Source organism: Micromonospora ferruginea, from assembly GCF_013694245.2.
Lineage (GTDB): Bacteria > Actinomycetota > Actinomycetes > Mycobacteriales > Micromonosporaceae > Micromonospora > Micromonospora robiginosa.
Genome location: NZ_CP059322.2, coordinates 6,204,141 through 6,217,049, shown reverse-complemented (window position 1 = coordinate 6,217,049; position 12,909 = coordinate 6,204,141). Strand labels below are relative to the sequence as shown.

General features: G+C 68.9%; 7 protein-coding genes. All 7 read right to left on the bottom strand.

The window, feature by feature from the left end:
* Positions 1 to 185: 185 nt before the first annotated feature.
* Entirely contained in the window at positions 186 to 2,282 is a 2,097-nt protein-coding gene (gene fusA, locus H1D33_RS27995) for an elongation factor G (RefSeq protein WP_181570342.1), read from the bottom strand.
* A 77-nt stretch (positions 2,283 to 2,359) separates the two neighbouring features.
* Complete coding sequence (gene rpsG, locus H1D33_RS27990; protein ID WP_181570343.1) at positions 2,360 to 2,830, bottom strand: 30S ribosomal protein S7; 471 nt, start codon at positions 2,828 to 2,830, stop codon at positions 2,360 to 2,362.
* 1 nt (position 2,831) lies between these two features.
* On the bottom strand, positions 2,832 to 3,206 hold the full coding sequence (rpsL, locus tag H1D33_RS27985; protein WP_007465318.1) for a 30S ribosomal protein S12: 375 nt from the start codon (positions 3,204 to 3,206) through the stop codon (positions 2,832 to 2,834).
* Between the two features lie 486 nt (positions 3,207 to 3,692).
* Positions 3,693 to 4,064 (bottom strand): YidH family protein, encoded by a 372-nt coding sequence (locus H1D33_RS27980; RefSeq protein ID WP_181572556.1) that lies wholly within the window; start codon positions 4,062 to 4,064, stop codon positions 3,693 to 3,695.
* 614 nt (positions 4,065 to 4,678) lie between these two features.
* Positions 4,679 to 5,047, bottom strand: a complete 369-nt coding sequence (locus H1D33_RS27975) for a hypothetical protein (protein WP_181570344.1) — start codon at positions 5,045 to 5,047, stop codon at positions 4,679 to 4,681.
* A 91-nt stretch (positions 5,048 to 5,138) separates the two neighbouring features.
* Positions 5,139 to 9,026, bottom strand: coding sequence for a DNA-directed RNA polymerase subunit beta' (locus H1D33_RS27970; protein ID WP_181570345.1), 3,888 nt, complete (start codon positions 9,024 to 9,026; stop codon positions 5,139 to 5,141).
* 80 nt (positions 9,027 to 9,106) lie between these two features.
* The gene (rpoB, locus tag H1D33_RS27965; RefSeq protein ID WP_181570346.1) at positions 9,107 to 12,538 is read right to left on the bottom strand and encodes a DNA-directed RNA polymerase subunit beta; all 3,432 of its coding nucleotides are present in this window, start codon (positions 12,536 to 12,538) and stop codon (positions 9,107 to 9,109) included.
* Positions 12,539 to 12,909 lie beyond the last annotated feature (371 nt).

Genomic DNA, 12,909 nt, shown 5'->3' with positions numbered 1-12,909 from the left:
GGTGCGCCGGTCGGCGCGTAGGACTCTGTCGACAGCCTTTCCGGCCTGACGGCCGGAGAGCCTTGGTGGGTTCTGCGGCGATGAAGCCTACAGGCCCGGATTCACACAACCCGACCGAGGTGGTCGCGGGCGGGAGAGCCCTCCCGCGACCAGCCCCGGATCACCGGGTCAGCTCGGGGTGAGTGTCACTCACCCGTCGCCTTGGCGATGATCTCCTTCGCCACGCTCTGCGGCACTTCGGCGTAGGAGTCGAACTGCATGCTGTAGCTAGCCCGGCCCTGGGTCTTCGACCGCAGGTCGCCGACGTAGCCGAACATCTCCGACAGCGGCACCAGGGCCCGGACGACGCGAGCGCCGCTGCGCTCCTCCATCGCCTGGATGATGCCCCGCCGGGAGTTGAGGTCGCCGATGACGTCACCCATGTTCTCCTCAGGAGTGGTGACCTCAACAGCCATCATCGGCTCGAGCAGTGCGGGGTCGGCCTTGCGGGCCGCCTCCTTCATCACCATCGAACCGGCGATCTTGAACGCCATCTCGGACGAGTCGACCTCGTGGTACTGGCCGTCCAGCAGCGTCAGCTTGACACCCACCAGCGGGAAGCCGGCGAGAATGCCGTACTGCATGGCGTCCTGGGCGCCCGCGTCCACCGACGGGATGAACTCCCGGGGGATGCGGCCACCGGTGACGGCGTTCGCGAACTCGTAGGTCGGCGAGTCGTTGCCCATGGGCAGCGGCTCGACGCTCACGATGACGCGGGCGTACTGGCCGGAACCACCGGTCTGCTTCTTGTGGGTGTACTCGATCTTGTCCACCGTGCGGCGGATCGTCTCGCGGTACGCCACCTGCGGCTTACCGATGTTCGCCTCGACGTTGAACTCGCGGCGCATCCGGTCGACCAGGATGTCCAGGTGCAGCTCGCCCATGCCGGAGATGACCGTCTGACCGGTCTGGTCGTCGAGCTTGACCCGGAACGTCGGGTCCTCCTCGGCGAGCCGCTGGATGGCGGTGCTGAGCTTCTCCTGGTCGGCCTTGGTCTTCGGCTCGATCGCGACCTCGATGACCGGCTCCGGGAAGGTCATCGACTCCAGGATGACCGGGTTCGCCGAGTCGCAGAGCGTGTCGCCGGTGGTGGTCTGCTTCAGACCCTGCACCGCGATGATGTCGCCGGCCTTGGCCGAGCCACGCTCTTCCCGCTTGTTGGCGTGCATCTGGTAGATCTTGCCGATGCGCTCCTTGCGGTCCTTGGTGGAGTTGACCACCTGGGTACCGGTCTCGACCACGCCGGAGTAGACCCGGACGTAGGTGAGCTTGCCGAGGTGCTTGTCGGTCTGGATCTTGAACGCCAGGCCGGAGAACGGCTCCGAGGGGGACGGCTTCCGCAGCATCGGCGTCTCGCCGTCGGTGGCCGTACCCTCGATCGCCGGAACGTCCAGCGGCGACGGCAGGAAGTCGATGACGGCGTCGAGCATGGGCTGCACGCCCTTGTTCTTGAACGCCGAACCGCAGAGCACCGGGTTCGCCTTGCCCGCGATGGTGGCACGACGGATGGCGGCCTTGATCTCCTCGGTGGAGATCTCCTCGCCCTCCAGGTACTTCTCCATCACCGCGTCGTCGACGTCGGCCAGGGTCTCCATCAGCTTCTCGCGCCACTCCGCCGCGGAGTCGGCCAGCTCGGCCGGGATCTCCTCGATCGCGTAGTCCTCACCCTTCTGGGTCTCCCCGCGCCAGGTGAGGGCGCGCATGCCGATCAGGTCGACGACGCCGATGTGGTCGCCCTCGAGGCCGATCGGGATCTGGAGCACCAGCGGGGTGGCGTTGAGCCGGTCGATCATCATCTGCACGCAGCGGAAGAAGTCGGCGCCGGTCCGGTCGAGCTTGTTGACGAAGCACATCCGGGGGACGTTGTACTTGTCCGCCTGGCGCCAGACGTTCTCCGTCTGGGGCTCCACACCGGCCACGCCGTCGTACACCGCGACCGCACCGTCCAGAACACGCAGCGACCGCTCCACCTCGACCGTGAAGTCGACGTGGCCGGGCGTGTCGATGATCTGGATCGTGTGGCCCTTCCACTCGCACTTCGTGGCGGCGGAGGTGATGGTGATACCGCGCTCCTGCTCCTGCTCCATCCAGTCCATGACGGCGGCGCCCTCGTGGACCTCGCCGATCTTGTACGTGATGCCGGTGTAGAAGAGGATTCGCTCGGTGGTCGTGGTCTTACCGGCATCGATGTGCGCCATGATGCCGATGTTGCGTACGTTGGCGAGCGCGTCTGCGGCGGCCACTTCAATCCCTACTTATCGTCGTCTCGACACAACTGGTGGTTGGTTCCGGCGCCTGGTGGGCGCCGGAACCTCAGGTGTTACCAGCGGTAGTGCGCGAAGGCCTTGTTGGACTCGGCCATCTTGTGCGTGTCCTCGCGCCGCTTGACGGCGGCACCGAGGCCGTTGCTCGCGTCCAGCAGCTCGTTCATCAGCCGCTCGACCATGGTCTTCTCCCGCCGGGCCCGGGAGTAGGTCACCAGCCAGCGCAGACCGAGGGTGGTCGCGCGGGCCGGGCGAACCTCGACCGGAACCTGGTAGGTGGCGCCACCGACCCGGCGGCTGCGCACCTCGAGCGTCGGCTTCACGTTGTCCATCGCCCGCTTGAGCGTGACGACGGGGTCGGTGCCGGACTTCTCGCGGCAGCCCTCCAGGGCGGCGTACACGATGCGCTCGGCGAGCTGGCGCTTGCCGCGCAGCAGGATCTTGTTCACCAGCTGGGTGACCAGCGGCGAGTTGTACACCGGGTCAGCGACCAGCGGATTCCGCGGAGCGGGTCCCTTACGCGGCATGTCAGCTCTTCTCCTTCTTCGCGCCGTAACGGCTGCGAGCCTGCTTGCGGTTGCGGACACCCTGGGTGTCCAGCGAGCCGCGAACGATCTTGTACCGCACGCCGGGGAGGTCCTTCACACGGCCGCCACGCACGAGCACGATCGAGTGCTCCTGCAGGTTGTGGCCGACGCCCGGGATGTAGGCGGTCACCTCGATCTGGCTGCTGAGCTTGACACGAGCGACCTTGCGCAGCGCCGAGTTCGGCTTCTTCGGGGTGGTGGTGTACACGCGGGTGCACACGCCGCGCCGCTGGGGAGACCCCTTGAGCGCCGGGGTCTTGGTCTTGGTCGTCTTGGCCTGTCGGCCCTTCCGGACCAGCTGCTGAATGGTGGGCACCGGGTTTCTCCGCTCCCTTCGGCCGCTTCGAGGCGACCGCGCTGTCTGCTCCAGCCGGCCTGATGGACGGCTCTCCTACATTCCAGCCGGGACCACCTGACGGGGTCCCAGCACCCGCGGTCGGGCGTGTCGCCCGAGTCACGGCCCGGTGGCGCCGCTGACGCGTCGTACCGGATCTTTGGTCTTGGTGGTGCGACCGCGCGATCACCGGCTGACCGGCTCCAGCGCACGCACGCATTGCCCGGGCGAGCCCGGGCGCAAGGGGAAAGAGTACCTATCACAGCCGCGCCGGTCAAAACGGATCGGCTCGGAAGGACCGCGTCGCAGCCCCGCCGACCGGCTTCCGGATCGCCGGTGCGCCCTCGATGGGCACCTACGTCGTCAAGTGTACCGGCTCGTCCGGGGCGCGACCCGTCGGGCCCGACCTCCCCCCGGCCGCACAGAACCGGGCATTCCGGCCAGAACCGGATGCTACTCCGGCCGGGCTCACGTGATCTGCACCACCAGCGCGATCCCGAGCCCGACCACGCTCAGCAGCAGCCCCACCGCGCCGCAACTGAGCCCGGCCACGGCCAGGCCGCCGCCGGTGAACCGGACCGCCGGCGGCGGCGCCGGACGCCGGATCTGCCGGCGGGCGAACAGCCAGGCCACGATCGCCCCGACGCCGGCGAGCGCGCCGAGCACGGTGAAGGCCCCGGCCGCCCAGGCGCCGCCGTAGTCCGGGCCGGCGACGCCGAAACAGAACACCAGCAGCGACACCAGGATCGAGGCGATCCCGGTGACCAGCGAGCCGATCGCCAGCCCGGACGTGACCGGCGGCACGTCGAGGTGGACCACCCCGAACGGGGTGCCCGGCACCGCGTCGACCCGCTTCGGCGGCCGGGGCGCCTCCCGCGGGGGCGGCGGCAGCGCCGGCCCCCAGCCGCCGCCGGGCGCGTTCCCCGGCGCCCCCCAGCCGCCGCCGTGGCTCGGCCCACTTCCCGGGTACGCCCCGAGCGCCGCGCCGTGCCCCGACTCCCCCGGGTGGTACGCCCACTCGTGCGGCCCGGCGTGGCCCGGACCGGCCGTGCCCGGCTGGTACGGCCCACCAGGTCCCGGCCCGGGCACCGGCGGGTACGGCCCACCGGGTCCCGGCCCGTGCATGCCCGGCGGGTAGGGCCCCGCCGGCGGCCAGGGGCCGGGCGGCGCGGAGTGCGGCGGCAGCGCCGATCCCGGCGGCGCGGAGTGCGGCGGGGCGGAGTGTGGCGGCGGCGAGGACTGCGGGGCGGCCCACGGGCTGACCGCGTCGGCGGCCGGCGGCGCGGCGGGATCCGACCCGGCGTCCGGGCGGGTCGGGTCGCCTCCCGGCGGGGCCGGTTCCGTCACGGCGTCCTCCTGTCCACATGGCTCACCCGCCACCCGGCGGACACCGGCCAGGCTACCGTCGCGGGTCACCAGCGGGTGGGCGGGCGCGGGGCCGCTCCCCCACCCGGTCAGTCGAAGTTCGGGGCGAAGTCGTGCCCGAACGAGGCGTCGGCGTGCCGGAGCACCCCGACCACCACGGCGGCCACCACCGCGAACGCGGTCAGCACCAGGCCGATCCGGGCCAGTCTCTCGCCACGACGCAGCCAGTCCGCGCCGGTGAGGTAGCCGCCCGACGCGTACGCCTCGCGGCGGGCCTGCCGGGCCAGGGTGAGCGCGAGGGTGGCGGGCACCACCCCGCCGACGAAGAAGCCGGTCAGCGCCCCGATCAGGCCGAGGGCGAAGACGGCACGGGCCTTCGTGGAGCGGACCGGCTCAGGATCGTGCGGGTGGCGGTGCGCCTGCGGCACGACGGGCACCTGCCCGGGCACGGTCGTCATGCCACCCATTCTGCCCCGCTACGACCCCGGCACGACCCCCGGACGCGACGAGGCCCCCGGCGGCTGCCGGGGGCCTCGTCGTTCGTGCGATTTAGCGGTACGACCCGAAGTCGAAGTCGTCCAGCGGCACCGCCTGGCCGCTGGCCGGCCCGAAGCCGTAGTCGGTCTCCGGGTAGCCGGTCATCGAGTAGACCTTGGCCTTCGCCTCCTCGGTCGGCTCGACCCGGACGTTGCGGTACTTGCTGATGCCCGTACCGGCCGGGATGAGCTTACCGATGATCACGTTCTCCTTGAGGCCGATCAGCGAGTCGCTGCGGGCGTGGATCGCCGCGTCCGTCAGCACCCGGGTGGTCTCCTGGAAGGAGGCCGCCGACAGCCAGGAATCCGTGGCCAGCGAGGCCTTGGTGATACCCATCAGGACCGGGCGACCGGCGGCGGGCTCGCCACCCTCGCCGACGAGTCGGCGGTTCTCCGACTCGAACAGCGCCCGGTCGACCAGCACGCCCGGCAGGAACTCGGTCGAGCCGGAGTCGATGACCGTCACCCGCTTGAGCATCTGGCGGATGATGATCTCGATGTGCTTGTCGTGGATGAGCACACCCTGCGAGCGGTAGACCTCCTGGACCTCCTGGGTCAGGTGGACCTGGACCGCGCGCGGGCCGAGGATCCGCAGCAGCTCGTGCGGGTCGATGGTGCCCTCGGTGAGCTTCTCGCCGACCTCGACGTGGTCGCCGTCGTGCGCCCGGAGCCGGACCCGCTTCGAGATCTTGTCGTAGACGATCTCGTCGCTGCCGTCGTCCGGGATGACGACGATCTTGCGGGACCGCTCGCCGTCCTCGATCCGGATGCGACCGGGGGTGTCGGCGATGGGCGCCTTACCCTTCGGCACCCGGGCCTCGAAGATCTCCTGGACACGGGGCAGACCCTGGGTGATGTCCTCACCCGCGACACCACCGGTGTGGAAGGTACGCATGGTCAGCTGCGTGCCCGGCTCACCGATCGACTGGGCGGCGATGATGCCGACCGCCTCGCCGACGTCCACGGTCTTGCCGGTCGGCAGCGAGCGGCCGTAGCACGCACCGCAGACGCCCAGCTTCGACTCGCAGGTGAGCACGCTGCGCACCCGCACCGTCTCCACGCCGGCGGCGACGATCGCGTCGACGCCGATGGAGTTGATGTCCTGGCCGCGGTGGGCCACCACGGTGCCGTCCGGCCCCTTGATGTCGTCGGCCAGCGTCCGGGCGTGCACGCTGGTCTCGGCGTGCTCGTGCACGACCAGCTTGCCGTCCAGGTGCTCACCGATCTGCATCGGGATGGCCCGGTCGGTGCCGCAGTCCTCCTCGCGGATGATGACGTCCTGCGAGACGTCCACCAGACGACGGGTCAGGTAACCCGAGTCGGCGGTACGCAGGGCGGTGTCCGCGAGACCCTTCCGGGCACCGTGCGTGGAGATGAAGTACTCCAGCACGGACAGACCCTCCCGGTACGAGGCCTTGATCGGCCGCGGGATGATCTCGCCCTTGGGGTTGGCCACCAGACCACGGATCGCCGCGATCTGCCGGAGCTGGAGCAGGTTACCGCGGGCACCCGAGTTGATCATCTTCCACAGCGGGTTCTCCTGCGGCAGCGCGGTGTCCATCTCCTTGGCGACCTCGTTGGTCGCCTTGGTCCAGATCTCGATGAGCTCGCCGCGACGCTCCTCGGCGGTCATCAGACCACGCTGGTACTGCTTGTCGATCCGGTCGGCTTCCTTCTCGTACCGCTCCAGGATCTCCCGCTTGCGCGGCGGAGCGATGACGTCCTCCATGCCGATGGTGACGCCGGACCAGGTGGCCCAGTGGAAACCGGCCTCCTTGAGCCCGTCCAGGGTGGCCGCCAGGGCCACCTTCGGGAACCGCTCGGCGAGGTCGTTGACGATCGCGGAGAGCTGGCCCTTGCGGATCTCGTAGTTCACGAAGCGGTAGCCCGGGGGCAGCGTCTCGTTGAACAGGACCCGGCCCAGGGTGGTCTCCACCGTCACCGGCTCGCCCTCGACCCAGCCCTCGGGCGCGGTCCACGGCTCGGCGCCGGCGCCGTTGTCGACACCGACCACGTCGTGCAGCCGGATCTTGACCGGGGTCTGCAGGTGCAGCTCGCCGTTGTCGTACGCCATCCGCGCCTCGGCGTCCGAGCTGAACGCCCGGCCCTCGCCCGTGCCCCCCGGAGTGAGGTGGGTGAGGTGGTAGAGACCGATGACCATGTCCTGGGTGGGCATGGTGACCGGCTTGCCGTCGGCCGGCTTGAGGATGTTGTTCGACGACAGCATCAGGATCCGCGCCTCGGCCTGGGCCTCGGCGGACAGCGGCACGTGGACCGCCATCTGGTCACCGTCGAAGTCGGCGTTGAACGCGGTGCAGACCAGCGGGTGGATCTGGATGGCCTTGCCCTCGACGAGCTGCGGCTCGAAGGCCTGGATGCCCAGTCGGTGCAGGGTCGGCGCCCGGTTCAGCAGGACCGGGTGCTCGCCGATGACCTCTTCCAGCACGTCCCACACGACCGGCCGCTGCCGCTCGACCATCCGCTTTGCGGACTTGATGTTCTGCGCGTGGTTGAGGTCGACCAGCCGCTTCATCACGAACGGCTTGAACAGCTCCAGCGCCATCTGCTTGGGCAGGCCGCACTGGTGCAGCTTGAGCTTCGGGCCGACCACGATGACCGAACGGCCGGAGTAGTCGACGCGCTTGCCCAGCAGGTTCTGGCGGAACCGGCCCTGCTTGCCCTTGAGCATGTCGGACAGCGACTTCAGCGGCCGGTTACCCGGGCCGGTGACCGGACGACCACGACGGCCGTTGTCGAACAGCGCGTCGACGGCCTCCTGGAGCATCCGCTTCTCGTTGTTGACGATGATCTCGGGCGCGCCGAGGTCGATCAGCCGCTTGAGGCGGTTGTTCCGGTTGATCACACGCCGGTAGAGGTCGTTCAGGTCGGAGGTCGCGAAGCGGCCACCGTCAAGCTGCACCATCGGGCGCAGGTCCGGCGGGATGACCGGGACGCAGTCCAGCACCATGCCGAGCGGCGAGTTCCGGGTGTTCTGGAACGCCGCGACGACCTTCAGCCGCTTGAGCGCACGGATCTTCCGCTGGCCCTTGCCGGAGCGGATGGTCTCGCGCAGGTTCTCCGCCTCGGCGGTGAGGTCCATGTTCTGGACCAGCGCCTTGATGGCCTCGGCGCCCATGCTGCCGGTGAAGTACTCGCCGAAGCGGTCGCGCAGCTCGCGGTAGAGCAGCTCGTCAGTGACGAGCTGCTTCGGCTCGAGCTTGCGGAAGGTGTCGAGGACCTCGTCAAGGCGGTCGATCTCGCGCTGGGCCCGGTCGCGGATCTGGCGCATCTCGCGCTCTCCGCCCTCCTTGACCTTGCGCCGGACGTCCGCCTTCGCGCCCTCGGCCTCCAGCTCGGCCAGGTCGGCCTCGAGCTTGGCGGCCCGCTTCTCGATCTCCGAGTCGCGGCTGTTCTCGGACTGCCGCTTCTCGGCCAGGATCTCGTTCTCGATGGTCGAGAGGTCGCGGTGACGCGCTTCGGCGTCCACGCTCGTCACGACGTACGAGGCGAAGTAGATGATCTTTTCGAGGTCCTTCGGGGCGAGGTCCAGCAGGTAGCCCAGCCGGCTCGGCACGCCCTTGAAGTACCAGATGTGGGTCACCGGAGCGGCCAGCTCGATGTGACCCATCCGCTCCCGGCGAACCTTGGAGCGGGTCACCTCGACGCCGCAGCGCTCGCAGATGATGCCCTTGAAGCGGACCCGCTTGTACTTACCGCAGTAGCACTCCCAGTCCCGCTGCGGACCGAAGATCTTCTCGCAGAAGAGCCCGTCCTTTTCCGGCTTGAGCGTGCGGTAGTTGATGGTCTCGGGCTTCTTGACCTCGCCGTGGGACCACTGACGGATGTCGTCGGCGGTGGCGAGACCGATGCGCAGCTCGTCGAAGAAGTTGACGTCGAGCACTGTGTCCCCTATGTCGTCGTCTGTACTGCTAGCTAACGGGCGGGATCGGGGGCCGGCGAGCCGGCCCCCGAATCACCGCCTCAGACCTCTTCGACCGAGCTCGGCTCGCGCCGGGACAGGTCGATGCCCAGCTCCTCCGCCGCCCGGAACACCTCGTCGTCGGTCTCGCGCATCTCCAGGGCCACACCGTCGCTGGAGAGCACCTCGACGTTGAGGCACAGCGACTGCAGCTCCTTGAGCAGCACCTTGAACGACTCCGGGATGCCCGGCTCGGGGATGTTCTCGCCCTTGACGATCGCCTCGTAGACCTTGACCCGGCCGAGGACGTCGTCGGACTTGATGGTCAGCAGCTCCTGCAGGGCGTAGGCGGCGCCGTACGCCTGCATGGCCCAGCACTCCATCTCACCGAAGCGCTGGCCACCGAACTGCGCCTTACCACCCAGCGGCTGCTGCGTGATCATCGAGTACGGGCCGGTCGACCGGGCGTGGATCTTGTCGTCGACCAGGTGGTTGAGCTTGAGGATGTAGACGTAGCCGACCGCGATCGGGTCGGGCAGCGGCTCGCCGGAACGACCGTCGAAGAGCTGCGCCTTGCCGGAGCGCCCGATCAGCTGGTTGCCGTCCCGGTTGGGCAGGGTCGACGCCAGCAGGCCGGAGATCTCCTCCTCGCGGGCACCGTCGAAGACCGGGGTGGCCACGTTGGTGTCCGGCTCGGACTCGTGCGCGTTGATCGACTTGAGCTGGCGCTTCCACTCCTCGTCGTCACCGTCGACGCTCCAGCCGGTCTTGGCCACCCACCCGAGGTGGGTCTCCAGGACCTGGCCGATGTTCATCCGGGACGGCACACCGAGCGGGTTCAGCACGATGTCGACCGGGGTGCCGTCCTCCAGGAACGGCATGTCCTCGATCGGCAGGATCTTGGAGATGACGCCCTTGTTGCCGTGGCGGCCCGCGAGCTTGTCACCGTCCTGGATCTTGCGCTTCTGGGCCACGTAGACCCGCACCAGCTCGTTCACGCCCGGGGGCAGCTCGTCGCCGTCCTCGCGGGAGAAGGTGCGTACGCCGATGACCGTGCCGGTCTCGCCGTGCGGCACCTTCAGCGAGGTGTCGCGGACCTCGCGCGCCTTCTCACCGAAGATCGCGCGGAGCAGCCGCTCCTCGGGGGTCAGCTCGGTCTCGCCCTTCGGCGTGACCTTGCCGACCAGGATGTCGCCGGGGACGACCTCGGCGCCGATCCGGATGATGCCGCGCTCGTCGAGGTCGGCGAGCATCTCCTCGCTGACGTTCGGGATGTCGCGGGTGATCTCCTCCGGGCCGAGCTTGGTGTCCCGGGCGTCGACCTCGTGCTCCTCGATGTGGATCGAGGTGAGCACGTCCTGCTGCACGAGGCGCTGCGACAGGATGATCGCGTCCTCGTAGTTGTGGCCCTCCCAGCACATGAACGCGACCAGCAGGTTGCGTCCGAGCGCCATCTCGCCCTCGTCGGTGCACGGCCCGTCGGCGATGACCTGACCGGCCTCGACGCGGTCGCCCTCGAAGACGACCGGCTTCTGGTTGACGCAGGAGCCGGCGTTGGAGCGGCGGAACTTGTGCAGCAGGTACGTCCGACGGTGGCCGTCGTCCTGGTGGACGGTGACGTAGTCGGCGCACAGGTCCTCGACCACGCCGCCGACCTCGGCCACGACCACGTCGCCGGCGTCCACGGCGGCCCGGTATTCCATGCCGGTGCCGACCAGCGGGGCCTCGGCCTTGACCAGCGGCACCGCCTGACGCTGCATGTTCGCGCCCATGAGCGCGCGGTTCGCGTCGTCGTGCTCCAGGAACGGGATCATCGCGGTGGCGACCGAGGTCATCTGCCGCGGCGACACGTCCATGTAGTCCACGGCGCCCGGCGCCACGTCCTCGGTCTCGCCGCCCTTACGGCGGACCAGGACGCGGTCCTCGGCGAAGGTGCCGTCGGCCCGCAGCGGCGCGTTGGCCTGCGCCTTGACGAACCGGTCCTCCTCGTCCGCGGTCAGGTAGTCGATCTGGTCGGTGACCCGACCGTCGATGACCTTCCGGTACGGCGTCTCGATGAAGCCGAACGGGTTGACCCGGGCGAAGGTGGAGAGCGCGCCGATCAGGCCGATGTTCGGGCCTTCCGGCGTCTCGATCGGGCACATCCGGCCGTAGTGGGACGGGTGCACGTCACGGACCTCGAAGCCGGCCCGCTCCCGGGACAGACCACCCGGGCCGAGCGCGCTCAGCCGGCGCCGGTGGGTCAGACCCGCCAGCGGGTTGGTCTGGTCCATGAACTGGGACAGCTGCGACGTGCCGAAGAACTCCTTGATCGCCGCCACCACCGGGCGGATGTTGATCAGGGTCTGCGGCGTGATCGCCTCGACGTCCTGCGTGGTCATCCGCTCGCGGACGACCCGCTCCATCCGGGAGAGACCCACCCGGACCTGGTTCTGGATCAGCTCGCCCACGGTGCGCAGGCGACGGTTGCCGAAGTGGTCGATGTCGTCGGCCTCGTAGCCCTCCTCACCGGCGTGCAGCCGGCAGAGGTATTCCACGGTGGCGACGATGTCGTCCTCGGTCAGCGTGCCGGTGTTCATCGGCACGTCGACTTCGAGCTTCTTGTTGAACTTGTAGCGCCCGACCTTGGCGACGTCGTACCGCTTCGGGTTGAAGAAGAGGTTGTCGAGCAGGGTCTGGGCGTTCTCACGGGTCGGCGGCTCGCCAGGGCGGAGCTTCCGGTAGATGTCGAGCAGCGCCTCGTCCTGGCCGGCGATGTGGTCCTTCTCGAGCGTGGTCATCATGAGCTCGGACCAGCCGAACTTCTCGCGGATGCGCTCCGCGGACCACCCGATGGCCTTGAGCAGGACGGTGACGGCCTGCCGACGCTTACGGTCGATGCGGACGCCGACCGTGTCGCGCTTGTCGATGTCGAACTCCAGCCAGGCACCCCGGCTGGGGATGACCTTGACGCTGGAGAGGTCGCGGTCGGAGGTCTTGTCCGGCTGCTTGTCGAAGTAGACGCCCGGCGAGCGGACGAGCTGGCTGACCACGACGCGCTCGGTGCCGTTGATGATGAAGGTGCCCTTGGGCGTCATCATCGGGAAGTCACCCATGAACACCGTCTGGCTCTTGATCTCGCCAGTCGTGTTGTTGGTGAACTCCGCGGTCACGAAGAGCGGCGCGCAGTAGGTCAGGTCCTTCTCCTTGCACTCCTCGATCGAGGCCTTGACCTCGTCGAAGCGCGGAGCGGAGAAGGACAGCGACATGGTGCCGGAGAAGTCCTCAATGGGACTGATCTCGTCGAGGATTTCCGCGAGACCCGAGCGTGCGTGCGGGTCGTCCGCCGACCGGCCCTGCCAAGCCTCGTTGCCGACGAGCCAGTCGAACGACTCGTTCTGGATGGCGAGGAGGTTGGGGACCTCGAGGTGTTCGGTGATCCGACCGAAAGAAACTCGGCGGGGTGCGAAAGCGCTCGACGTACGACTGGTCTTCGCAGGGCGGGAAGCTGCCAAGATGCGTCCTTCCGAGGACCGGTGCTGCAGAACGGCTGGTACGCGTGCACTCCAATGACCCCACCAGAAATATCCGCAATCGGACATTTCCGAGCAGGGGTCAAGTCGGAAGGCAGCGCAAACTAGCAGTGTAGCCGAGAGGCTAACCGCTGTCCAGCCCACCCCGCAGGTCGTCGCGGAACAAGCCCTGGGACCTCGGAAAACCGGGTCCGCCGGGCCGCTCAGAACGCGACGCTCCTGCCGGTCCGCTCGTGGGGCGGCGGCGGTGGTGCTGCCGTTGCCCTTACCCGAGAGGCGGCCGTTGCAAGCGCGGAAGGTCTTGCTGATGTCAGCGTGCCTGCACTGCCGGTGCCGCGTCAAGGGCCGGTTAC

Coding starts and splice junctions, on each gene's coding strand:
- H1D33_RS27975 (WP_181570344.1), bottom strand. CDS start 5,047: ATGACGACCGTGCCCGGGCAGGTGCCCGTCGTGCCGCAGGCGCACCGC.
- rpsG (WP_181570343.1), bottom strand. CDS start 2,830: ATGCCGCGTAAGGGACCCGCTCCGCGGAATCCGCTGGTCGCTGACCCG.